16 protein-coding genes are annotated in these 23,808 nt (G+C 67.2%); 8 read left to right on the forward strand and 8 right to left on the reverse strand.

Annotated features, from left to right (window positions below):
* Window positions 1-89: 89 nt before the first annotated feature.
* From LuPra_RS20390 to LuPra_RS20415, 4 genes are all read right to left on the reverse strand, one after another.
* On the reverse strand, window positions 90-623 hold the full coding sequence (locus tag LuPra_RS20390) for a hypothetical protein (protein ID WP_157899471.1): 534 nt from the start codon (window positions 621-623) through the stop codon (window positions 90-92).
* A gap of 67 nt (window positions 624-690) precedes the next feature.
* On the reverse strand, window positions 691-3,084 hold the full coding sequence (locus LuPra_RS33370) for a M12 family metallopeptidase (protein WP_234800483.1): 2,394 nt from the start codon (window positions 3,082-3,084) through the stop codon (window positions 691-693).
* 31 nt (window positions 3,085-3,115) lie between these two features.
* Window positions 3,116-4,180, reverse strand: a complete 1,065-nt coding sequence (locus LuPra_RS20400) for a caspase family protein (RefSeq protein WP_110172455.1) — start codon at window positions 4,178-4,180, stop codon at window positions 3,116-3,118.
* Between the two features lie 1,267 nt (window positions 4,181-5,447).
* On the reverse strand, window positions 5,448-7,139 hold the full coding sequence (locus LuPra_RS20415; protein ID WP_157899472.1) for a hypothetical protein: 1,692 nt from the start codon (window positions 7,137-7,139) through the stop codon (window positions 5,448-5,450).
* A 398-nt stretch (window positions 7,140-7,537) separates the two neighbouring features.
* On the opposite strand from LuPra_RS20415, the gene LuPra_RS32140 reads away from it, so the two are divergent.
* The gene (locus LuPra_RS32140; RefSeq protein WP_157899473.1) at window positions 7,538-8,017 is read left to right on the forward strand and encodes a nuclear transport factor 2 family protein; all 480 of its coding nucleotides are present in this window, start codon (window positions 7,538-7,540) and stop codon (window positions 8,015-8,017) included.
* Between the two features lie 57 nt (window positions 8,018-8,074).
* On the opposite strand, the gene LuPra_RS20425 is transcribed toward LuPra_RS32140, so the two are convergent.
* Window positions 8,075-9,328 (reverse strand): N-acetylglucosamine-6-phosphate deacetylase, encoded by a 1,254-nt coding sequence (locus tag LuPra_RS20425; protein WP_110172460.1) that lies wholly within the window; start codon window positions 9,326-9,328, stop codon window positions 8,075-8,077.
* A 65-nt stretch (window positions 9,329-9,393) separates the two neighbouring features.
* Window positions 9,394-10,206, reverse strand: coding sequence for a PIG-L deacetylase family protein (locus tag LuPra_RS20430; RefSeq protein WP_157899474.1), 813 nt, complete (start codon window positions 10,204-10,206; stop codon window positions 9,394-9,396).
* Window positions 10,207-10,588: 382 nt separating this feature from the next.
* On the opposite strand from LuPra_RS20430, the gene LuPra_RS20435 reads away from it, so the two are divergent.
* From LuPra_RS20435 to LuPra_RS20445, 3 genes are all read left to right on the forward strand, one after another.
* The gene (locus tag LuPra_RS20435; protein WP_157899475.1) at window positions 10,589-10,825 is read left to right on the forward strand and encodes a PIN domain-containing protein; all 237 of its coding nucleotides are present in this window, start codon (window positions 10,589-10,591) and stop codon (window positions 10,823-10,825) included.
* A 136-nt stretch (window positions 10,826-10,961) separates the two neighbouring features.
* Window positions 10,962-13,406 carry an ABC transporter permease gene (locus tag LuPra_RS20440; RefSeq protein ID WP_110172463.1) on the forward strand — a complete coding sequence of 815 codons (2,445 nt, stop codon included), beginning with the start codon at window positions 10,962-10,964 and terminating at the stop codon, window positions 13,404-13,406.
* Between the two features lie 215 nt (window positions 13,407-13,621).
* Window positions 13,622-14,734: a prenyltransferase/squalene oxidase repeat-containing protein gene (locus LuPra_RS20445; RefSeq protein ID WP_157899476.1), complete on the forward strand. Its 1,113-nt coding sequence runs from the start codon at window positions 13,622-13,624 to the stop codon at window positions 14,732-14,734.
* Window positions 14,735-14,737: 3 nt separating this feature from the next.
* Here the strand turns inward: LuPra_RS20445 and LuPra_RS20450 are convergent, their stop codons facing one another.
* On the reverse strand, window positions 14,738-15,526 hold the full coding sequence (locus tag LuPra_RS20450; RefSeq protein WP_110172465.1) for a class I SAM-dependent methyltransferase: 789 nt from the start codon (window positions 15,524-15,526) through the stop codon (window positions 14,738-14,740).
* Between the two features lie 76 nt (window positions 15,527-15,602).
* Between LuPra_RS20450 and LuPra_RS20455 the strand changes: the two genes are divergently transcribed.
* Both LuPra_RS20455 and LuPra_RS20460 read left to right on the forward strand, forming a co-directional pair.
* Window positions 15,603-16,286 carry a winged helix-turn-helix domain-containing protein gene (locus LuPra_RS20455; protein WP_110172466.1) on the forward strand — a complete coding sequence of 228 codons (684 nt, stop codon included), beginning with the start codon at window positions 15,603-15,605 and terminating at the stop codon, window positions 16,284-16,286.
* Complete coding sequence (locus LuPra_RS20460; RefSeq protein WP_110172467.1) at window positions 16,283-17,290, forward strand: sensor histidine kinase; 1,008 nt, start codon at window positions 16,283-16,285, stop codon at window positions 17,288-17,290. Before LuPra_RS20455 ends, LuPra_RS20460 begins: the two co-directional genes overlap by 4 nt.
* 101 nt (window positions 17,291-17,391) lie before the next feature.
* On the opposite strand, the gene LuPra_RS20465 is transcribed toward LuPra_RS20460, so the two are convergent.
* Window positions 17,392-18,402 (reverse strand): hypothetical protein, encoded by a 1,011-nt coding sequence (locus LuPra_RS20465; protein WP_110172468.1) that lies wholly within the window; start codon window positions 18,400-18,402, stop codon window positions 17,392-17,394.
* Between the two features lie 196 nt (window positions 18,403-18,598).
* Here LuPra_RS20465 and LuPra_RS20470 point away from each other — a divergent pair, with 196 nt between their 5' ends.
* Together LuPra_RS20470 and nifJ are read left to right on the forward strand one after the other, a co-directional pair.
* Complete coding sequence (locus LuPra_RS20470; protein WP_110172469.1) at window positions 18,599-20,233, forward strand: NAD(P)-binding protein; 1,635 nt, start codon at window positions 18,599-18,601, stop codon at window positions 20,231-20,233.
* A gap of 8 nt (window positions 20,234-20,241) precedes the next feature.
* Entirely contained in the window at window positions 20,242-23,805 is a 3,564-nt protein-coding gene (nifJ, locus tag LuPra_RS20475) for a pyruvate:ferredoxin (flavodoxin) oxidoreductase (RefSeq protein WP_110172470.1), read from the forward strand.
* Window positions 23,806-23,808 lie beyond the last annotated feature (3 nt).

Genomic DNA, 23,808 nt, shown 5'->3' on the forward strand with positions numbered 1-23,808 from the left:
CGGCAACGGTCGCTGGCCCTCGGACAGGGCGGGAATGCTGCTGCCAAGGCTCCAAGGCGACGGTACAGCAGTGCACAACCATGCAGGCGTTACGGGTACCGCCGCCCCTGGTAGCGATTGGTTTCGAGTAACGGTGACGGCGTCACGCCTGTAATGCGTGCGAACTCCGACGACGTCAGCACCTCCACATGGACGCCCATCGCGGCGAGTCTCGACCACTCGTCTGAGTCGATGCGCGCGCGACCCTCTGTGTCGGAGCCGCGTCGCAGGGCGACGACTTCTACCCACAGGCGACGGTTTCTCGGTCCGAGACCGCTGACAAATCGCTCCGGCGGCACGATCAGGTAGTTGCGCGGATCGTGCGACAACGCGGGCATCCACTCTCCTCCGCTTACGAGATCGGCGTCTCGCGGCGACTCCTCTCTCACCCGCACGGCAACCTGCACCGCCCTCTGGAGCGGTTGAAACCCGATCCAGAACACCTCTCCGGTTCCGACGCCCGCGAGCACGACATCCTGACCCGCCGCAAGCGGTGCCCTGCCGTAACTGGGCCGCGGATCATGATCCGATGGAGCACTCAGAAGCGTTCGCTGCAGTGAGATCTCGAGCACCTCACCGAGCACGATCCCATCGTCAGCGATTCGCCACGAGTGCTCCGCCACTACCTGCCGCCTGCTATCCGGTACATGCCTAGGTGCACGGCTGCTTGCGCGGCCCCTGGAATGGATAGTTGCACTGATTGTGCGCGAACTTCTTGTCCACCTCCGAGAGCTTCTCGTTCGGCTTCGAGCTGAAGCCGTCCGTCGTCCAGCTCTGGGGAATGGCGTACAGCATTATCGACTTCTTGTCCAGCGACGTGCCGTTGATCTGATCCTGGTCGTACGTGTCGAACATGTTGTGCTCGATCGTGGCCGCATCCCAGAAATTCGGTGACCCGCTGAGATCGGCGATCACTGCCGGCTTATTCCACTTGATGCCGCCCTCGGGGTTCTGGTGTTCATGGATGAGACCGATGGCGTGTCCGAACTCGTGCAGCACCACACCCTCGTCCTGCCATCCGAGGTTCATCGTCGGTTGCCCGACTGGAATGCTGGCGCAGTCAGTACCTATGTACGACCAGGCGCCATCGTTCTCGTCGAACGTGATCCTGATCTCCGAGTTCTGGTCGTTACCGAACACGAGCTTGATGTTGGCGTGTTCGGCCCACTGTGGCGCGAATTGCTTGACGATGTCCTTCTGCTCTGGTGTGCCGCTCATGAATCGCACGCGAAGCGTCTTGCCGACATCCCAGAGCTTCGCGATCTCGAAGGCTGCACGTGTCCGCGCACCGGCAATGGGCGCCGATGGACGAACCTTGTTGAGGTCTTTCGGCAGAATGCGATCGAAGCAGACTTTGGGCGCCATGGGAATTTCTCCTTTGAGTAGTGTCGACAGCCGGTCGACTGCGGTTGTGACCGCGCTTTGGGGAATCCCGAGCGCCTTCACCATGGATGAGTCGAGCAGGAACTGATCCCGCGCGTCCTTTGCCCACTCGAGCACCTGGTTGGCGTCGGGAAGATGACGGCCCGTCACCCAGCCGTATGCGGAACTGTACAGCCGCCCTGACAGATTCGAAGGTGACAACGGCGACAGCTCAGAAGCGAGCTGCGACTGGCGCGCGGCGGACGCGAGATAGCGGAGCACGCGCGTCTCCGATGCGTCCAGATCGAGGCGCCTGGCGAGAGCCGTGATGTAGCGGTCGGCGTGGTGTCGCGGAAGCAACTTCCCGAGCTTGTCTATGACCTCTGCGATCTGCTTGCCGCGATCGGCGCCGAATGCCACCGAGCTCTTGCCTGACGCCATCGATCTCGCCGCACGGACCGGCCTCGTTTCTGCGGGAGGTGCTTTCCACACCAGCCATGCGCCGCCGCCCCACGTGAGCGTGGCGATGCGCGCGGAGTACGAATCCATCGGAATGATTCCCGGATGTTCGACCGACTTGTCGATGACCAGTTGCCAGCTCGATCGAAGCATGGGCGGCATGGGGAATGCGGCGTCGCCTTGCCAGCCGGCCGCGTATCGGAGCGCAGCCACGTCGGGATGGCCGGGCACCAACCGCTCGAGGTTCCTGACGACCTTCTGCAGTAGATCGATGTCCACCTTTGCCTCTAACAGGAGGAGGTGACCACCGAGGATGCCCAGCATCGGGTTGGTGAACTTCTCGGCGAGCAGTCTGTCCACCGAGGTCCCTTCTGACTGAGGCACGGCGTCGGCTTCAGCGACTGCGTCGCGCAGGGCGGCAATCGGCGCGGCGGGAGTGCGCGCGAAGAGCGCCACTTTTGCAGCCTCGACCCAGTCGACAGCCGACGCGTCGATGCTACAGCCCCTGCCCTGCAGCGACATCAGCACCGCGCCTCGCCGGAGGTCTGCGCCCTTGAAGCCCTCGGTGCCGTAATCGGTGGGCGTCAGCAGCACCTGCGTCTGCCATCCTGCGACGGCGTGAACGGCTTGCTCGAGGCGCCCGAGCGAGCCTGCCGCGGCGCTGAGGACGTAAGTGCCTGGTACAACGGCAATGGTGTGGGCGCGCGCGCCGGCGCCTTCCTTGTACCAGCCCGCGTCCTTCCCGAAATCTGCGATGACGAGCCCGTTGCTGTCCTTCACCTGGACGTCGAAGATGCCGACGTGCGTGGAGGGGTCTTCCTTGCCGAGCAGTCGCGAGAAGATGAACAGTTCCGAGCCCTGGCCCGGTGCCGTGTGCACCTGCTGACTGACGTCGGCAACCCATTGCATCAGCTTGCGTCCATCGTCTGTTGTGCGCTGCGGCAATGCCGTCGTGCGGGTCGAAAGCTGAGGAACGGGAACGATGCACTCGGCAGTCCCCCCGCGGACGCGCACGGTCTGCTCCTGCACGCTGCGGCCCGCCTTGTATTGCAACTCGTACAACCCTGGCGCCACCTGCACGTCGAGCACGCCGACGGCGTGCGCAACCGCGGCGAAGTTACCATCGAACAGCATGATCTCGGCCGTCGGGTGGCCGGCGTTGGCGACGAGTCGGACCGTAGACGACGGCTGCGGCGACGATGCCGAAGACCAGCGGCGCGACATGCTCCCGATCCAGTCCGCTACACCCACGGCGCTACTCCACGGTGACTCGTCCGGCCTCTTGCACGTCGTTCGACAAGCCCGGGCGAACTTTCAACAGAGCCTCAGTGCCGTCGCTGAAACGCACGCTGTACAAACCGGGCTTCAGCGACACCTCCGTCCTGGTGGCGGACGCGGTCACGCGCACGGGCGGCGTTAGCGGACTGTCATTGCCGTCACGCACGTCGCCGGCCTTGCCGTGGAACGTCTGGTTCCACTCGATCGTGACCTTCGGCAGCGTCGTACCGGTCCCGCTCTCGAACAGCACGATGTCGTCGAGGTTGCCGAGGTTGAATCGCGGGAACTGCGGCACGTCCCCTTCGCGCAGCTTTGAGATCGAGAGCTGCAGGGCGCCTTTCAGACCAAGCGCCGTGAGCGTGCCGTTGGTCTGACCGGCCCCGCTGCGCAGCACCTCGAGCAGTGCGTAGGTGAACACGCCGCGGGATTCCGGTGGCGAGCCCAGCGGCTGCTCGAACGACGGCGCGTCCCACTGCGTCGCCAACACGTTCAACGTCTTGACTTTCGTCGGATCGCCGCCCTTCACGGGCGAGAACGGGACCGGCGCCTGTTCGATGTCGTCCAATGCATTGCGGCAGCAATCCATGAACAGGATGACCTCTTCGAAGGCATGCGACTGCCTGAACCACTCCGCGTACGCCGGCCCCGCCAGGTGCAGCCCGGTGCTGCCGTGGTCGGCGTTAGCCATCAGCAGCGCCGCACTGTCCAGACTGTTGCTGGTAACGCGAGGGGTGATGCCGTGTCCAGCCAGGTAAATGTAGAGGCGCCGCCCGACGCGCGGGAGCTTCTGAAAATTCCGGCGGGTAAGATCGGCCAGCTCCCTGAAGTGTACGTTGACCGCCTCGATGGCCGGCTGGGTGAGTGCCGGCGGAACATCCGCCGACACGACATTCGGCGAATACACCTCCCGAATGTTTTCGGGAGGCACGCTTCCGTGCTCAACAAGCCAGTTGCGAAAGGCCTGCGCGTCTTTCACGGGGCCTTCCAATCGATCGAAGGCCGGATAATTGTTGATGCCGACCACCACTGCGTAATCGTTCATGGCACGTTACTGGCGAGCGTGGTCATTAGTCGAGCTGCGGGATCGAGAAGTCTTGCGACACTGGCGCGAAGGAACGCCGCGGCCCATTGTGTGCCTTGCTTGGATTCGTCGATGGCATCGAACGATGTTACGGCGCAACTTCGACGACGTCTGCCGTCACGCCGCTACGTCGCAACGCTCGATGCATCCGGCGAGCGGTTTCCATCCAACTCCAACCGGGACAGACGCTGCAGATTTTCCCGAGTGGACTTGACGTTTCGTCTTTATTTCGCTTTACGCAGTGCGAGCCGTGCACCTCTGGGAATAGAAGAACGGCGGAGCCCTCAACTTTGTACAACATCGGTATCGCGGCAGCGCTCGCACCACGACGCGCTGCACTCCGCACACATCGAGCAATCGCAGGACTCCTCGCAACGAGATGTGCTCCCGGGCCCGATCCACCGCGCGCAGGATCGCCTTGGCGGGTCGGTTGAGCAGGCGCTCGCCTGCGAGCGTACGCCCGCAGCTCGGTCGCGAGGCGAGGCCAGCCGGAGCAAGGCCGCGCGCTTCAAGTGCATGGGGCGACGCGAGGAGCTGGATTGTGTCCAATCCCATTGGTCTTGGCTGTCTCGAAGAGTTCAAGGAACGCGCCCTGCAGCACATCCGGTCCGAGGACTTGGAGGACGCAGATCGATGAGCTGTTTACGAAATTCGACCACACCGAGGCGCGATCCCTCATTGGGAAGACGAACAGGCTCCCGTCGAGCTGAGCAAGCAGATCCTCTGCGACGCCTGGCGATTGAATCCGCGCGGGGGCCTTCAGCCTGTTGTCCCTGTGTGGACGTTCATGCAGGGTCTGAATCAGGCCGCGCGACATGATCTCGAAGCCAGAGACTTCCGAGTCATCGACTTTACCAAGGCAAACCTGTTCATGGAAATGAAGCAAGCACTGACGCCTCTTGCCCGGCGATAGGCCTGGGGGGCGCCATCGTGGCGCGCGCAACCGGCGCGTCCTTGCGCTGTCGTCCGAGAGCGCGTTCGTACACCCGCCAATTCCCCACCCGATAGTGCGTCTTGTACGTGGGATGCACCCGCGACTTCATCGCACAATCATGCGGCGTAGGCCGTCGACACGCCACCGGTTCCACCGCGCGCCCATCGACGGAGCCCAGCAGCCGTGCACCAACGCCGGCCGAGACCGAGGTGATGGAGATGACCAACCTGGCCGCCGGCAAGGCACCCGCGCGCACCGACACCCAGCCGTAAGGGTAGGCCAGTGGCAGGCCCCTCACCGCGGGAAGAAGTAGTACAGGCTGATCTCGCTCCCCTGCCATGGGCGGCGAGACACCAGACGGAAGTCCGGCGCGCGGGCATCGAGGGCGGCAATCAGCCGCTGGTACTCGCCCTCCCGCATCATCTCGCCGTGCACCACGACGTAGCGGACGTCCAGCCCCGCGACGGTCGCCTCCGTCTCGGGATCCGGGAAGCGGTTCAGGGCCCCGATGAGCCGCATGTAGCGGTCCGAAAAGAAACCGCTGTAGCCGTTCACCAGCGTCTGCCAGTGGAACGTCGAGTAGTACATGTAGGTGGGATCCGCCCCCGCGATGGGCAGTTCCAGCACCACCGAGGGTCGCGGGTCCGACAGGCGGCGGATGACCCGATCGTGCGCCACCTCTCCCTTGTCGCGGAGCAGGTCGGCGTACGTCTCGGGCGGCGTCGTCGCGACGACGCGCAGCCCCAGCGGCGCCACCCAGCTGTCGGCCATCACCAGCGCCACGGCTACGCTCGTCACCGCGAGCTGCACGCCGCGTGACCGCGCCAGCCGCAGCAGCCGCTCGACGCCGAAGCCGGCAAGCACCGCGAGCCCCAGCCCCATCACGATGGTCATGCGTGCCGGCACGCGCATGCTGCGGAAGGCGAACACATGGTCGTACAACGCGCCGTACAGCCACCCGTTCAGCCCACGCGCGAGCTCCAACGAGACCAGCAGCCCGGCCAGGTAGGCGCCGCGCGCCCACGAGAACGGTGGCCACAGGGCAACCAGCGCAAGCACCACCCCGATTACGCCGGGATACAGCCGCCGCTCGGGCGCACCGTACGGAGCCGACCATCTCCCATGCAGCCAGCTGTGTCCGGCCGACGACAGGAAATGCTGCCATTCGGCGCTCCCCACCGCGACCTCGGCGCGTGACCGCTCGCCCACCAGTTCGCTCGCGCGGCTGTGGACGATAGCCACCGGAGCGGTGAGGGCGCCGGCCACGAGGATGGAGGCGAGCAACAGGCGCCAGCGGGCCCGCGCTCTCGCCAGGTCCGCCAGCAGCAAGGTGCCGCCAACCACCGCGATGAACACGCCGAAGAACAGCGCGTTGTACATCGACGTCAGCGCCTGTCCGCCCACCATCAGCCCGAGCATCACGCCGTACACGATCCGCCCCTCGCGCAGCAGGCGGTGCAGCGCCCACAGTGCCAGCGGCATCCACTGCGTCTGCAGCAGCTGGAAGTGCCCGTAGTGATCGAAGCGCCACGGCAGGAACGCGAAGACGGCTCCGGCGACCACGCCGGCCGCGCCGCTGCCGGTGAGGTCGCGCACCAGCAGCGCCGTGCCCACGCCCGAGAGGACGAACGACGCCAGCATCAACAGGTTGTAGACGAGGACGGGTCCAGCACCGAGGTACAGGAGCGGCGCGCCCAGCACTCCCGGCGCCAACAGCGTCTCGGAGTACGCCAGCGTGCGGCGCTCGGGGTGGAAGATGTTCCCGTCGAACACGTGCGCCGGAGCGAACGGCAACTGGTGCGCCACCCAGGCCAGCGCCCAGGTGTTGAGCAGCGGGTCGCCCGGGTCGCTCACGCGGTCGGTCGCGTAGCGCGCCTGCGGCCACGTCGCGGCGACGGTGAGCAGGGTGAACAGGGCGAGCGTGGCGAGGACGTATCGAGCCGTGGACGTCGGCGATGCCACGGCGGGGGTGTCTGGTGTCAGCATGCGGGGAGTGACTGGCGGGCCATTGTAACCGGAGCGCACCGCCGCCAACATCCCCGCTTCGTGCACGCGTCTGCGCCGTGGCGAGGACCAGCGCCGCGTCGATGGCCGAGACGCGCTTGGCGGGGTTGTCGTCGTCGTGCAGGGCTGCGTGGTCGAACTGGGAGTGCAGCGAAGCTTCTCCTGCTCACGGCCCCAATGTGCGCAATTGGCATCCGACAGCCACCCGTCGCTCGCGCCGCGACCTGCACGTCGTCACAGGTCGGCATGGGAGTCGCCGGATCCGATGGCGGACGTCGTGCCTTTCACCCGGCGGGCGTCGCTGTCGGGTGCATAATCCCCTCCGAGCTCCACAAGATGAACTGCACCATCGATCGGACACACGACAAGGAGACGAAGCGATGAAGCACAAGGCCCTCGCCCTCGCGCTGATGCTGGCAGTCACGGTGCCCGCGTACGGGCAGACATCGGAGAAGAAGCCGGCGCCGGCAGCGAAGCCCGCTGACGCCAGCGCCGAGCTGATGAAGATCGAACACGAGATACTCGCGGCCTTGCTCAAGAAAGACACCGCGACGTTCGGCAAGCACTTCAATGACGACGCGGTGTTGACGACGCCCGACGGCGCGGTGCAGACGAAGGCACAGTTGCTGGGCGACGTGAAGTCAGGGGCGCTCGTGCTCGAGGCCTCCACCATCTCCGACATGAAGGTGAAGGTCCATGGCAACGCCGCCGTGGTTACATACATCTCGACCGACAAAGGCAAGTACAACGGGCAGGACATCAGCGGCCGCTTCCGCTGGACCGACGTCTTCGTGCGTCAAGGCGGCGCCTGGCAGCTCGTCGCTGGTCAGGGCACGCCTATCCAGGCACCGGCGAAGTAGGCGACCCTCTTTCCGGGAACCGCGGCGCGGAACCATCAGGAGTTTTGCTACCCCGCTTCAAGCCCGCATGGCGCGCGTTGCGCGCGCATCCGCTCGTGGCGCTGAGGAGCCACTGACGGGCTGACGCACGCCGCCGATGAAGACCTGCATGACCTTCAGTTGCGGACCAAGCACGAGGACGTCGGCGCGCTTGCCCACCGTCAGGCTACCCGTCTCGGAGGCGATATCGGTACGTTCAGCCGGCGTCAGGCTCGCCATGCGGATGATGTCGCACAACGGGGCCTTCGTCGCGGCGTACATCGTCCGGACCATGTGATCCATGCCAACAGACGAACTGGCGAGTCCGCCAAGCGGCGCGCGGCCGACCTTGCCGTCGTGGTCGAAGTCCGTGCCGGTCACGGCATGTCCGAACTTGTAGCGGCCCGGCGGCAGGTCGACCGCGCGGCTCGCGTCGGTCACCAGCAACAAGCGCTGCGGGCCCAGCATCCGCCAGGCGAACCGGAGGAGCTCCTGCGACAGGTGCTGCCCGTCGGCGATGACCTCTGTGCTCATCGCGTCCTGCATCAGGACGTATTGCTCCATGCTGCCCTGCATCGGCGTGCCCAGTCGCGTCCGGATTGAGGGCACACTGCTCATCGCGCACCAGAAGTGATCCACGTGCCGCATGCCGGTCCGGAAGGCACGGTCCATCTCGGTCCACGTCGCGTTGGAGTGGCCGCACGTGATGAAGCACCCTTCGCGCTGCGCCCTGCGGAAGAACGCCGCGGCGCCGGGCAGTTCCGCCGCACAGGTCGCGATGCGCACCAGGCCCGTGGCGAAGTAGCGCGAGTACTCTGCCGGCGTGGGGTCACGTCGTCGGTCGGGGGAGTGACATCCGACCTTGTCCGGCGCGAAGAACGGACCATACAGGTGGATGCCGCCGATCCGCGCGCCACCCGTGGGCGCAGCCGCGTCGCGGACCTCGCGGCACGCGGCGATCATGTCGTGGATCTCCTGGGGCGAACCGGTCGTGGTCGTCGGAAAGATCGTGGTGGTGCCGTGTCGCGCGTGCGTTGCACAGACCGTGCGGACGGCGTCGGGCGTCCCGTCCATGAAATCGGCCCCACCGCCACCGTGCACGTGCACGTCCACGAAGCCCGGGGAGACGAACCCGCGCCGGGCGTCGACCACCTGCACATCACGAGGCACGCGAGTGCCGCCGCGGCCGACCGCCGCGATGTGCCCAGCACGCAGCACCACCCGGGCGCCGGGCAGCAGGCGGTCGGGCAGGATGGCGGTGGCGTTCTCGATGACGACGGAGTCGGTAGGCATGGTATGCATCGTCGCGCCATGGCACCGGGCGCGGAAGGCGAAGACACATCAACGGGATCGGGCGATCATCGCAGTCCTTCGAAGAGGTCCGATTCCATCGCCCGACCGCCGTTGACGACGCTGAACACCCGATAGAACTCCTGGGTGCCCCATAGTGCGCGCTGGTGGTCGTCTGACAGCGTCGCCAGCCCCTTGAAGATCGCCATCTGCGTCTTGTGACACGACACCGCGCGCCAGACCGTCGGCCACACGTGGCTCGTGTCGACGACCGTGGTGATCGCCCAGTCCGGCCACGGCACCGCCTGGCGCTCTACACCGTCCACGGCGCTCACCAGCCGACGGAGAGCTGCCTGGTACGCGGCCCACTTCGCGCCGCTCCACGCGATGAAGTACAGCTTGGCGACACGATGCGGCGCCCCGAGCCGCGTCGCGTCGCCGAAAGCGGGATCGGCGGCGCAGGTGACGGCAGCGACGGTCAGTTGACTGATCGCAATGTGGTCGGGATGACCGTACAAGCCATCCGGACCGAACGTGACGACCACGTGCGGCCTGACCCGGCGGAGGTGCCCGACGATCCGTTCGATGGCTGCTGCTGGCGCCACCTGGTCCAGCTCGCCGTCGCGATAGCCTAGAAACTGCACCTCCCGCAGTCCCAGTTCCCTGGCGGCTGCGTGCAGTTCGGCCTCTCGCGCTCGCCCGACGGCGTCAAGACCCGGCGATTCAGCAGGATCGCCGTAGCGGCCACGTTCCCCGCGGGTAGCGGTCACCAGGTACGTCTCGATGCCCTGGGCCGCGCAACTCGCCAGCGCGCCCCCGGCGCCGAGCGACTCGTCATCCGGATGCGCCAGCACACACATGAGGCGGAGGGTTGTAGTCATGGCCTCCTGCGGCACGACGATGCAATTCTACCCACTCGTGACACCGGGCTGGCGAGGGCGTGCGTGGAGTAGCGAGGGCGACATGCCGCCGTGCCTGGTCCGAAGACTATCAGCCGGTCGGTCCACGATGCTGTCGCGAACCAACGCGTTCGTGTGTCGACGCTTGTGGCGACTCACCATGCGCTTCACGCTGGCGTCCGACACAGACGCCGATACAGTGTGTCGCGAGCCCCGCACCCCGCAATTTGCCTCGACCGCGATTCGTAAGTGGGCCAGTGGACGAGGAGGGGGAACACCTCGCGCGAGCCCGTGTTCGCCCTTGCGTTCCCCCAGGGCCGCCGCCCGCATGCGGTCCACTCTGGCACGTCGGCGTGTGCTGCACGTGATCACGCGTGACATCGTGTCCGACTACCTCGCGTGGCACGTTGTCGTAAACGGCGGCGACTCGATTCTGGAGGCGCTGGAGCTTGAGGCGCGGTACCAAGTCTCGTTCTGGGATGCCCTGGTGATCCAGGCCGCTCAGGTCGCGGGGGCCGAGGTTCTTTACTCCGAGGACTTGGCCGACGGGCAACGTTACGGAACTGTGCGGGTCAAGAATCCACTGACGCATGGCGGGTGACATGGAACAAGGACGGCGATGCGGCTCATCGTGCCACGGCGCGGACCGGTTTGGTCGCACCATGGGCAGAGGTTCGCGAGGACGATGTGTCTGGCGGTGCCTTCGAACGCCACAACCCCAATGCTAGACTTCGCGCATGTGGGACGCCCTACGCCTTGACGTCCGGCATTCCTTCCGCAGTCTGCGACGGGCGCCGACCTTCTCCCTGATCGTCATCCTCACGCTGACCGTGGCTGTTGGCGCGACGACGGCAGTCGGCAGCCTGCTCAACGCACTCGTGCTGCGGAAACCCGCGGTCCCCAATCCCGAGCAGCTCGTGGCCGTGTCAGCCCTTGACCCGCTGGAGAACGTGTCGGGCTGGCTCTACGCCGACACCTTCAAGGCCTACCTGGGCACGCAGCGATCCTTCGCACAGATGTCGATGTATGCCGGCGGACGACTCGTGCATGTCGAGGCGCGTTCCGGCGCCTTCGAGGCGTCGACCGAGACCGTGTCGCCGACGTACTTCGACCTGGTCGGTGCGCGGCTGTCCGCGGGACGGTTCTTCAGCGACGCAGACGACGCGGCCGTCGTGATCAGCGAGGGCTTTCGGCGGCGCCTGTTCGGTAGTGGGTCCGGCGTCGGACAGACCATCACGGTGAACGCCGTGCCGACGACGGTGATCGGCGTCACGGCGGACGGCTTCCAGGGTCTGCAACACGGCGGGCCTCCCGACATCATCCAGCCATTCGCGCTGATCCCTGGCGACCGGCCCAGGCCGCTTCGATCGAGCAGCGTGGTCGGGCGTCTCGCAACGGGCGTGTCCATCGACGCAGCGCGCGACGAGCTACGAGCGCGCTGGCCGCGGATTCAGTCGGCGACCCTGCCGTCCGCGTTGCCTGAACGCGATCGGGAGGCGTTGCTGCGTCAGCGGCCGGAGGTGGCACCGCTCGAGACGGCTTATTGGGCTGTGTCCAGCCGGTACGGCACCACGCTCGTGGTGCTCCAGGGCCTGGTGGCCATGCTGCTGGCGGTCGCGGCCGCCAACCTTGCCGGCCTCACCCTGGCGCGCTCGCTGACCCGGCGGCACCAGTTCGCGGTTCGCCTCGCACTCGGGGGAAGCGCGGCGCGCGTGTGCTGGCAGTTGCTCCTGGACGGCATCCTGCTGTCCGCCGTGGCGTTTGCCGGTGCGGTGCCGCTGGCGTGGGCAATCGTGCAAGCCGTGAGGGAGTCCCTCGTGGCTGGCCTATTTACGTCGAGCCGTTGGTTTCCGGACGTGGCGCCTGATGCCGGCGTCCTCGCCGCGACGGCGCTGCTGACGCTCGTGATTGGCCTCGCCATGGGCGTCGTCGCCGCGTGGCAGTCGGTCACGGTTCGCGTCGACCAATGCCTCCGTCGCGGGCGCGGGAGCATCGAATCGTTCGGCCGGTTCGGGCGTGGCCTCCTGGTTGCGCAGGTTGCGTTGTCGATGACGTGTCTGGTCGGGGCTGGACTCTTCACGGCGACGCTGGCTCGCTTGCGCGCGAACGACACATCGCTCCAGTCGCAGCGCATCGTCTTCACCCGCGCGTATCGCGAGCCTGGAGATCAGGCGCTGTTGCCACCGGAGTACTACCGCGCGCTCGTCGCGGACCTTGGCCACATGCCGGGGGCCGAGGCGGCCGCGCTGTCGGTGTATTACCCGACGTACTTCCACACCTCGGGACCGCTCCCGACGGAGCACTACACGCGGGCCGACGGCGCCGCCGCACCCGAAATCGCGGTGCTGCCGGAGCGCGTGTCGCCGGGCTTCTTCGATCTGTTCCGACTGCCGCGGCTGCAGGGCCGCGACATCTCGTGGGACGACGGCCCGGCGACGCCGGCGGTCGCGCTGCTCTCGGCGTCGGTGGCTCGCGTGCTGTTCCCGGCAGGCGACGCCGTCGGCCGGTACATCCGGCTCGCCGGACCCGAGCGTCGTGACATCGAAGTGATCGGCGTCGTCGCCGATGCCCCGTACGGCAGGCTCGACGACCCGCGGCCGTTCGTCGTCTTCCGGCCGATGCTGCAGGACCTGGCGAGGTCGCAGTTTCCGATGGCCTATGTCCGTGCGAGCAGCGGCGACCTCGCGACGGTGCACGATGGATACAGGCGCGTCATCAAGGCGCTGGGGCATCGGTTGCTGCGCGACTTCATGACGACGTCGGAATACGTCGACAATGCGCTGCTGCGGCAGCGTTTCACCGCAGGGTTGGCCACATTCGTCGCGGCCATCACGATCTTGCTGGCATGCATGGGCGTGTACGGGCTGCTCGCGTACTCCGTCGCGGCGCGGGTTCGGGAAATCGGTGTGCGCCTGGCGCTTGGCGCCGCGCGAGGGACCGTCATCTGGATGATCATGCGGGACGGCCTGGCGATCGCGGTGCCCGGTGTGCTCGTCGGCACCGCGTGCGCGTGGTCCGCCGCGCGGCTCGTACGGGCACAACTCTACGGCATCGCTCCCGGTGATCCCCGAATGCTGCTGATCGCCGCCGCCGTCTCGCTTGCGACGGTGCTCGCGGCGTCATGGCTGCCGGCGCTGCGCGCGTCGAGAGTAGCGCCCGTCGAAGCACTACGCGAGGAATAGCCATCTGGATTGCTGCAATCACTTGCGTCGGCAACGCCTACACGCCGGAGTGCTGTTGGACCAGCAGCAGTAAGCGGTCTCGCCGCACGCTGGCGTCAGGCCGTCGTCGTGGACAATCGTCTCAGCACGGAAGGCGTGATCGGCGTGCAGACAAAAGGTACGGGACCGATACATCAGGTCAGTTCGCGCGGACAATTGGTGCGCGAGGTTACCTGATGAGCGCGACCCACCGAACCGGAACCCTGGCGGCTGCTCTGCTCGTCGCGATCGTGGCGGCCGGTGTGACGCATGCCGCATCCGAACCGGATGCTCGCCCGTTCAACGCCAAGGCCGCCGCAGCGTATCTCGATGCGCGAGCCGAAGCGTGGTCCACATGGTCGAACGCCCAGCGAGATCGCGGCACCTTCTGCATGTCTTGCCACACAACGCTGCCGTACGCGCTCGCACGCCCTGAACTCAGGGGACGCATCGGCGAGACGCAGCCGTCCGCGGCTGAGGAGAAGATTCTGGGCAACCTGCTCACCCGGGCACGCAACTGGCGCGAGGTTGAACCGCTCTATCCCGATCAGACACGCGGCATACCGAAGACCAGTGAGTCGCGCGCGATCGAGGCGGTGATGAATGCCGTCGTCCTGTCGCGCCGGGACGCCCGGAGCGGAGGCCGCAGTGACGACACACGCACGGCCCTCGACGTGATGTGGTCCCTGCAGATGAAGACCGGCCCGAACAGCGGCGCCTGGACGTGGCTCAACTTCAACTACGAGCCATGGGAGTCCCCGAACTCGCCGTACTTTGGCGCGTCGATGGCGGCCATCGCTGTGGGTCTGGCACCGGAAGGGTATGCGACGTCACCCGCGATTCAGGACCGCATGGAAGCGTTACGCGGCTACCTCCGGCGTCAGCATGGGACGGTGTCCCTGCTCAATCAGTTGATGGGTCTCTGGGCCTCGGGCACGGTGCATGATCTGTTGGCCGTCGAGCAGCGCAACGCTACGATCGCGGCAGCGTTCTCGATGCAGCAGGCCGATGGCGGCTGGAGCACATCGTCGCTTGGCACCTACCAGCGTGTCGACAAGACGGCAAACGACACGAAGAGTGATGGCTACGGTACCGCACTGGCCTGTCTGGCGCTGCAGGCCGCCGGTGTCCAGGATCCTCGAGTGACGAAGGGACTGGACTGGCTGCGGCGCAACCAGGATGGCGCCACTGGACGATGGACCGCGACGTCTCTCAACAAGCAACGCGATCCGGCATCTGAGCCCGGCAAGTTCATGGACGATGCCGCGACCGCATATGCCGTTCTGGCGCTGACCATTGATAAGCGCTAGCCGTCAGCGTTGGGCAGCATGTGGCTCGGCGCTCTTTGCCAGGAAATAGATGGTCGCCGGTCGTGTCCCGGTCTCGACAAGCGTGAACCCTGCTGCGCCGAGCGCCTCTGTCCATCGGCGCCGGTTCTGGGTCGAACTCCAGAAGCCGTGGCCGTGCAGCGACCACGGCATCGCCACCTTGATCCATGCGTCGCTGTTCAGGCTCACGATCAGCAACTGCCCTCCGGGCCGCAGGACACGTGCGGTTTCCGTCAGCGCCTGCGCAATACCGTCCCAGGGCAGGTGATCGATGGCGGCGACGCTGAACACCGCGTCGAAGCGGCCCGCTTCGAAGGGAAGCCTGCGCATGTCGGCCACCTGCACGTGCACGCGGTCAGCGACGCCAGCGGCGCGGGCATTGCGCATCAGGCGCTCCGGGGTGTTGTCCTCGATGCCGAAGTACCCGCGGTAGGCGTCCAGCGCGGTCACGCGTGCCTGTGGCCGGGCGAACAGGAGGCCGATGGTGGCCCGGCCCGATCCCGCGCCGAGTTCGAGGACCTCGCCGCGCCCTGCCGGGATGAACGACTCGGTCGCGAGCCGCTGCGGCGACGCGATCTGCACCGCGTAGTGCATGGCGATCGCGCCGGCAGCGCCCCAGAGGCACAAGAGGCCGGAAGCCACGATGCGCCAACGCCGCCAACCGAAACGCCATCCCAGCAGCGCCAGGGCGACACCGGCCAACGAGAGCAGGACGTGCCCCCAGCGGAGTGGCCAGGAATAGTCGAAGTCGTAGGTGAACATGAGCGCCAGCATGATCGACGTTCCCTGAATGCGGCCTGAAGCCCGCGTTCAGGTGCCGTTCAGGCAACTTCGCGCTATAACGGCAGCCGTGCGGGTGCTGGTGGCGGAAGACGAGCGGGCGCTGGCCGAGCAGCTCGAACTGGCGCTCACCGCGGCCGGGTACGCGGTCGACGGCGCCGCTGATGGTCCGCGTGCCGACTTCTTGGCGCGGACCGAAACGTACGATGCGGTCCTGCTGGACCTCGGGCTCCCCGGCATCGATGGACTGACGCTGTTGGGCCGCTGGCGTGAAGCCGGACTGGACGTGCCCGTCCTGGTGCTCACCGCGCGCGGCAGTTGGTCCGAGCGCGTGCTCGGCATCGACAGTGGGGCGGACGACTACCTGGCGAAACCGTATCGCATCGAGGAAGTGCTCGCGCGAGTCCGCGCGCTCATTCGTCGGGCCCATGGGCACGCGCAGCCCGAACTGCGGTGCGGCGACGTGACCCTCGATCGCGCCCGGGCGCAGGTCACCGTACGTGGCACCGCAGTGGCGTTGACCAGCCACGAGTACCGGTTGCTCGCCTACCTGATGCACCATCCCGGGCGCGTCGTCTCGCGGCAGGCGCTCACCGAGCACATCTACGCACAGGACTGCGATCGCGATTCGAACACCCTCGAGGTGTTCGTCGCACGGCTCAGACGCAAGCTGGGCGCCTCGGTCATCGAGACGGTGCGCGGACTCGGTTACCGAATCACCGGCGTCGCGGCGAAGCAGGCATCGGGCACGTGAGCGCATCCGGCTCGTTCCGCTCACAGCTCCTCGCCGGCTCGATCCTGTGGACGTTCGGCGTGATGCTGGTCATCTCCGTCGCGCTCGTGGCGTTCCTGGCCATGCATCCACAACCCCATCGCACGCTCTTCGACTGGTTCATCTCCGTGCCTCTTGTCGTGAGCGCGGTCGTCGGGCTTGCCTGCCTGGCGGCGGGAGCGCTCACCATCGGGCGTGGAGTCCATGCGATGGACCTGCTGCGGGCTCGCCTGGCCGATGTCCGCCGGGGCACAGCCACGCGATTGGCGGGCGCCTACCCCGCGGAGGTCCAGCCACTCGTGGACGACCTGAATGCACTGCTCGAGGCGCGTGATGCGCGCGTGGCCCGTGCCGGAGAACGAGCAGCGGATGTGGCGCACGGCCTCAAGACGCCGCTCGCCGTGCTCGCGCGCGATGCCGATCGCGTCGCGCGGCACGACCCTGCGCTGGCCGCGTCCATCGGCGCGGAGCTCTCACGCATGGCGCGGCAGATCGACCATCACCTTTCGCAGGCGCGCGTCGTCGCGGCCGGCACGGCCGCCGGGCTACGCGCTCCGGTGCGTCCCGCGGTGGATGGCCTGTTCCGGGCGCTCGGCCGCCTGCACGCCGAACGTCGTCTGTCGCTCGAGCAGGACGTCGCCGTCGATCACGTCGTACGGTGTGCGCCGCAGGATCTGGACGAAATGCTCGGCAACCTGCTCGACAACGCCTGCACGTGGGGCCGCCGGCGTATCCACGTGTCGTCCTCCGTTCACCATGGCCTCGTCACGCTGACGGTAGACGATGATGGCGAGGGGCTGGAGCCGGCGCTGATGCCACGGGTGCTGCAGCGCGGTGTCAGAGCGGATGAACGCGTGCCTGGCTCGGGTCTGGGCCTGGCTATCGTGCACGATCTGGTCGAACTCTACGACGGATCGTTAGTGCTCGAGCGCTCGCCGCTGGGCGGGTTACGTGTTCGGCTGACCCTGCCCGGCGTGGCGGAGTAACCCGATACTCGTGTCGGCTGAAGCCTGTTCGTTCCAATCCCAGCCAGGTGAGAAGTACAAGGCAGTCATCCGAGTGCAGAGCCGCCGGAGCGCGACGATGACTACTGGACGTCGAGGATGGCGGTGCAACTACCCTTGACGTGGCCTACCGTTGTCTTCTCCCCCGCCAGTCCACGCCTGAACGCTTCCCGGACCTGTTCGGCGTACGCGCGATAGGCGGCCTGAGCGCTGCCGGCGGCGCGGCTGTCGGGCGGCACCTTGAACATCAGGTCGAGTTCACGCTCCCACTGCACGACGCCGATCTCGCGCAGGTTGCGGCGGCTCGCCGCGAAGTCGTGAATCCCGAGGGCGATTCCCGCCGTCGAGTTGATCAGACGGCATTCCATCAGGGTGCGCTGGCCCTCGTACATCGCGTCATGCGTCTGCGTTTCCGAACTGGCCGCGCCCATCTGCGGCAGCACGATCGACTGTGCACCCGCCGCATCGAGGGCTGTCAGGCAGGCCGCCACCCCGCGGCGCACGCGGTCCTGCGCGTAGAGCTCGCGGCGATCGACCGCTCCACCCTGCGCGAACTCGGTGGCGATCAGGCACGCCGCTTTCGGGAAGTTGGCGTTGGCCGGAGTCATGGCGCTCCGTGGCAGCTGCGCGACAAAGGTGTCGACACCAATGCGCAACACGCCCGGCTCCCCCGCAGCGTTGGCGGCTGGTTGCTTCTGGCGAGCCGCGATCTGATCCTCGAGATCGCGCATCACCTCGGGCTGCTTCTGGACGCGCGAGACCAGGACACGTTGCGTCGCCGGCTGCGGCGCAGTGATCGACAGGTCGGTGTTGGTCGGGACGATCGCCGCTGCTGGTCGAAACTCGGGCCGGTCGAACGCGCGCTCGAGGTCGCCCGCGCTGAGGTAGACGCGCAGGGGCGACTGGTCTGCCTTTGTCGCAGGCAGATCCACGAGTTGAAAGCTCGGCTCACGCGAGGCGTGCCGTGCCTTGTCGCTCTCGAACATCGCGCCGACCGGCCCCTGTTGTGCGATCGCCACGGCGGCCGGCACGGCCACGATGGCGACCAGGAGGGCGAAGGCGCGAGCACGGCCTGGAACCAGCAGCATCGGCATTTTGCTCCAATGTCTGAATCGAACTACCGGGGGATTCTAGCCGACCCTCGACCTGCGGCTGGCTCCTTCCTCACGACCGAGCGGGCAGGAACGCGAGGAGGTGCGGGATATTCCCCATTTGGGCACGATCAACAGCAGTTGCATATAGAGCAGATGCGGTACGGCAGCTGGCGCGTCTCCTGCACGCAGTGCGGCTATGGTCGACCGTGATCGTGACCTGACGCACCTTCCGGACTTGTGGCACAAGCCACAACACGGACCAGTCCGGAGCAGGCGACCGGTCTACGAGGATCTCCTCCCGCCATGCAATCACGCCTGTCCGGCAGGTGAACCGATTCAGGGCTGGCTCGATCATGCGCAGGCCGGCCGTTACCGCGAGGCCTGGTCGCTGCTGGTGCAGGCCAACCCGTTCCCCGCGATTCACGGCCGCGTCTGCTACCACCCCTGCGAGTCGGCCTGCAATCGCGGCAAACTCGACGCCGCCGTCAGCATCCACTCCGTCGAACGTTTCCTCGGTGACCTGGCCCTCGACCAGGGGTGGCCGCTCCCGGCGGGGGCCCCGGCTTCCGGCTTGAAGGTCCTCGTCGTTGGCGCCGGTCCGAGCGGACTGTCGGCGGCATACCACCTCCGGCGCCTCGGGCACGACGTCGTCGTCCGCGACGCCGGACCGGTCGCCGGCGGCATGATGCACTTCGGCATTCCGGCCTATCGCCTGCCACGCGCCATCCTCGATGCGGAGGTCGGGCGACTTGCCGACCTGGGCGTCGTGTTCGAATTCAACCACAAGGTGACCGACCTCGAGACCGAGTGGCAGGACGGCGGCTTCGCGGCCGTCTTCCTTGCGGTGGGCGCACACCTCGGCAAACGCGCGGGCATTCCGGCGCGCGACGCGGGGCGGATGCTCGATGCCCTGGCGTTCCTGAAGAATGTCGAAGCCGGCACCCCGCCGAAGCTCGGGCGCCGCGTCGCCGTCTATGGCGGTGGCAACACCGCGATGGACGCCGCCCGCACGGCCGTCCGGCTCGGCTACGAACCGCTCATCATCTACCGGCGCGACCGCGAGCACATGCCGGCGCACGGCGAGGAAGCCGACGACGCCCTCGAGGAGGGCGTGAAGATTCACTGGCTGCGATCGATTGCCGGGATGGACGGCGGCGCGCTGACCGTCGAAGTGATGGCGCTCGACGAGCGCGGCCGGCCGCACGGCACCGGTGAGTTCGAGACGATCGAGGCCGATGCCCTGATCCTCGCGCTCGGGCAGGACACGGACACGAGTTTCCTGAAGGGCGTGTCCGGCGTCACCATGACCAGCGACGGCAGCGTCATCGTCGACGCTGCGATGATGACCGGCCGCCGGGGCCTCTTCGCTGGCGGTGACATGGTGCCGGCCGAGCGCACGGTCACCTATGCCGTCGGCCATGGCCGACGCGCCGCCACGCACATCGACGCCTGGCTTCGGAAGCAGGCGTATGCGACGACGGACACGGGCCCCATCGCGACCTTCGACAAACTGCACCTCTGGTTCTACACGGACGTCTCGCATCGTCCGCAGCCGCGCGTCGACGCCGACATCCGCAAGACCGGTTTCGGTGAAGTCGTCGCCGGCTACACGGAGCAGGAGGCCCAACGGGAGGCGGCACGCTGCCTCTCGTGCGGCACCTGCTTCGAGTGCGACGGTTGCTACGCCGCCTGTCCAGAGGACGCGATTCTCAAGCTTGGTCCCGGCAAGCGGTACGCGTACGACTACGCGAAGTGCACGGGCTGCGCCGTGTGCTTCGAGCAGTGCCCGTGCCACGCCATCTCGATGGTGCCCGAGCCCGAGGCCCAGTGAGTCCCGCCATGTCCTCGCCTCCGTCCCCCGAGTCCCCCGTCCTGGCCACCATCGACGGCAACGAGGCCGCCGCCAGTGTCGCTTACCGGCTCAACGAGGTGTGCGCGATCTACCCGATCACGCCATCCTCGACGATGGCCGAACTTGCCGATCAGTGGTCGGGCGAGCGTCGCCCCAATATCTGGGGCGACGTACCGACCGTCATCGAGATGCAGAGCGAGGGCGGTGCGGCAGGCGCGGTGCACGGCTCGCTCCAGGGTGGGGCCCTCACGACGACCTTCACGGCGTCGCAAGGGCTGCTGCTGATGGTCCCGAACATGTACAAGATCGCCGGCGAACTGACGCCAGCGGTCTTCCATGTCGCGGCGCGGGCGCTCGCCTCCCACGCGCTGTCGATCTTCGGCGACCACCAGGATGTGATGGCCGTACGGGCCACCGGCTTCGCACAACTGGCCTCCGCGTCGGTGCAGGAAGCCCACGACCTGGCTGCGATTGCACAGATGGCCACACTCGAGTCACGCGTGCCGTTCGTGCACTTCTTCGACGGCTTCCGCACCTCGCACGAGATCACGCGCATCCTGATGTTGTCCGACGACGACCTGCGCGCACTGATCGATCCATCGCTCGTCACGGCGCATCGCTCGCGATCGCTGAGCCCGGACCATCCGTTCATCCGCGGCACGGCCCAGAACCCCGACGTCTACTTCCAGATGCGTGAGGCCGCAAATGCCATCCATGCGCGGGTGCCGGCCGTGGTCGAGGCCGCGATGGCACGCTTCGCCGCGCGCACGGGACGGCAGTACGGCCTCGTGGAGTACCAGGGCGCACCCGATGCCGAGCGCGTGATCGTCCTCATGGGGTCCGGCGTTGGTGCGGCGAGCGAGGCCGTCGAACTGCTCGTGAAGGGTGGCGCGAAGGTCGGCGTGTTGCAGGTGCGGCTCTACCGGCCCTTCCCGATCGCGAGGCTGCTCGAGGCCCTGCCCGCGCGCGTCCGGACGATTGCCGTGCTCGATCGCACCAAGGAACCGGGGGCCACGGGCGAGCCGCTGTACCTCGACGTCGTCACTGCCCTGGCCGAGGGCGTGGCCCGCGGCACGCGCGCGACGATGCCGCGTGTGGTCGGCGGGCGCTACGGGCTGTCGTCCAAGGAGTTCACGCCCGCCATGGTCAAGGCGGTGTTCGACGCGATCGACACGGCGCAGCCGCGGACCGGCTTCACCGTCGGCATCACCGACGACGTCAACGGCACGAGCCTGGACGTGGATGAAACGTTCACGACCGAGCCGGACGACGTGTTCCGGGCCGTGTTCTACGGCCTCGGCGCCGATGGGACGGTCGGCGCCAACAAGAACACCATCAAGATCATTGGCGAGGACCCTGACGTCCACGTGCAGGCATACTTCGTCTACGACTCGAAGAAGTCCGGGTCGCAGACGGTGTCGCATCTGCGCTTCGGGCCGAGGCCGATCCGGTCCACGTACCTGGTGGGCGAGGCGCAGTTCATCGGCTGTCACCAGTTCCAGTTCATCGAGAAGGTGGACGTGCTCGCGCTGGCAGCCAAGGGCGCGACCCTGCTGCTCAACAGCCCGCACGACGCCAGCCAGGTGTGGGACTACCTGCCCCGGCCGGTTCAGGACCGCATCGTCGAGCGCAGGATGGCCGTCTGGGTCATCGACGCCAACAAGGTCGCGCGCACGGTCGGCCTCGGCAGCCACACCAACAGCGTGCTGCAGACGTGCTTCTTCGCCGTGTCCGGTGTGCTGCCCCGCGAGCGCGCGATCGAGAAAATCAAGAAGGCCATCGCCAAGACCTACCGCAGCAAGGGCAAGGACGTCGTGCGCAAGAACTTCGAGGCAGTCGATCGGACCATCGAGGCGCTCCGGCGCGTCGAGGTGCCGGCCACGGCCACGGGTTCGCGGAGGATGCTCCCCATCGTGGCGGCCGGCGCACCAGCGTTCGTCCGCGGGGTGGTGTCCGAGATCCTGGCCGGGCGTGGCGACCGGCTGCCGGTGAGCGCCTTCCCGATCGATGGCACGTTCCCCAGCGCGACGGCCCGCTGGGAGAAGCGCGGTATCTCCGACACGGCCCCCGTGTGGGAACCGGAGCTCTGCATCCAGTGCGGCAACTGTTCGTTCGTCTGCCCGCACGCCGTGATCCGTACCCGCGTCTACCACTCGGATCGGCTGGCCGGCGCACCTGAGGGGTTCCTCAGCGCCCCCATCGAGGCGCGCGGCTTCCCGGACAGCCGCTACACGCTGCAAATCTACGAAGAGGACTGCACGGGGTGCACGCTGTGTGTCGAGGTGTGCCCGGTGAAGGATCCACACGAGAGTGGGCGGCGCGCGATCAACATGGCGCTGCGAGCGCTCGATCCCACTCCGGCCCGCGCCGCTGTCGCCTTCTTCGAGACGCTTCCGGTCACCGAGCGCGGCCACGTGGACTTCTCCACCGTGCGTGGCACGCAGTTACTCGAGCCGCTCTTCGAGTTCTCCGGCGCGTGCGCAGGGTGTGGCGAGACACCCTACCTCAAGCTCGTCTCGCAGCTGTTCGGCGACCGGATGGTCGTGGCCAATGCGACCGGGTGCTCGTCGATCTACGGCGGCAACCTGCCGACCACGCCGTGGGCGGTCAACCACGAAGGGCGTGGACCGGCCTGGGCCAATTCGCTCTTCGAGGACAACGCGGAGTTCGGCCTCGGCATGCGGCTGGCCGCGAACCACCAACTCGGTGCGGCCCGGCGCCTGCTCGAGGCGATGCGGCCGCAGCTGGGTAACGAGCTGGTCGACGACCTGATCAACGCCCCGCAGCGCACCGAGTACGACATCCGGCAGCAACGGGCGCGCGTCGCCGAGTTGCTCGATCGGCTGGCCGGGCTTCAGCACCCGCTCGCCGCGAGTCTCACCGCGGTGGCGGGCCAGCTCGTACGCCGGAGCGTGTGGATCGTCGGCGGTGACGGATGGGCCTACGACATCGGTTCCGGCGGCCTCGATCACGTGCTGGCCAGCGGGCAGGACGTGAACGTGCTCGTGCTCGACACCGAGGTCTACTCGAACACCGGCGGACAGGCATCCAAGTCAACGCCCCTCGGCGCTGCGGCCAAGTTCGCCAGCGCCGGCAAGCAGACCGAGAAGAAGGACCTGGCCCTGCAGGCGATGGCCTACGGCCACGTCTACGTGGCCCGCGTCGCGATGGGCGCGAACCCGCAGCAGACGCTCGACGCGCTGCGCGAGGCCGAGGCCTACGAGGGCCCATCGCTCGTGCTCGCCTATTCACACTGCATCGCGCACGGCATCGACATGAAGCAGGGACTGGACCAGCAGAGCCGCGCCGTCCACTCGGGATACTGGCCACTTGTGCGCTACAACCCCGAGTTGCGCGCCGCCGGAGAACGTCCGTTCACCCTCGACTCGGTTCGGCCGACGCTGCCCTTCCGCGCCTATGCCGAGCAGGAACTGCGGTACCGCATGCTGCTCCTGAGCGACCCGGCGCGCGGTGAGGCCCTGCTCAATGCCGCGCAGGCTGCCGTCACCCGGAAGTGGAAGCAGTACGAAGACCTCGCGGAGTTGAGGTAGGCC

The sequence above is a fragment of the Luteitalea pratensis genome (assembly GCF_001618865.1).
Lineage (GTDB): Bacteria > Acidobacteriota > Vicinamibacteria > Vicinamibacterales > Vicinamibacteraceae > Luteitalea > Luteitalea pratensis.

Coding starts and splice junctions, on each gene's coding strand:
- LuPra_RS33370 (WP_234800483.1), bottom strand. CDS start 3,084: ATGTCGCGCCGCTGGTCTTCGGCATCGTCGCCGCAGCCGTCGTCTACG.
- LuPra_RS20400 (WP_110172455.1), bottom strand. CDS start 4,180: ATGAACGATTACGCAGTGGTGGTCGGCATCAACAATTATCCGGCCTTC.
- LuPra_RS20415 (WP_157899472.1), bottom strand. CDS start 7,139: ATGCTGACACCAGACACCCCCGCCGTGGCATCGCCGACGTCCACGGCT.
- LuPra_RS32140 (WP_157899473.1), top strand. CDS start 7,538: ATGAAGCACAAGGCCCTCGCCCTCGCGCTGATGCTGGCAGTCACGGTG.
- LuPra_RS20425 (WP_110172460.1), bottom strand. CDS start 9,328: ATGCCTACCGACTCCGTCGTCATCGAGAACGCCACCGCCATCCTGCCC.
- LuPra_RS20430 (WP_157899474.1), bottom strand. CDS start 10,206: ATGACTACAACCCTCCGCCTCATGTGTGTGCTGGCGCATCCGGATGAC.
- LuPra_RS20440 (WP_110172463.1), top strand. CDS start 10,962: ATGTGGGACGCCCTACGCCTTGACGTCCGGCATTCCTTCCGCAGTCTG.
- LuPra_RS20445 (WP_157899476.1), top strand. CDS start 13,622: ATGAGCGCGACCCACCGAACCGGAACCCTGGCGGCTGCTCTGCTCGTC.
- LuPra_RS20450 (WP_110172465.1), bottom strand. CDS start 15,526: ATGCTGGCGCTCATGTTCACCTACGACTTCGACTATTCCTGGCCACTC.
- LuPra_RS20465 (WP_110172468.1), bottom strand. CDS start 18,402: ATGCCGATGCTGCTGGTTCCAGGCCGTGCTCGCGCCTTCGCCCTCCTG.
- LuPra_RS20470 (WP_110172469.1), top strand. CDS start 18,599: ATGGTCGACCGTGATCGTGACCTGACGCACCTTCCGGACTTGTGGCAC.
- nifJ (WP_110172470.1), top strand. CDS start 20,242: ATGTCCTCGCCTCCGTCCCCCGAGTCCCCCGTCCTGGCCACCATCGAC.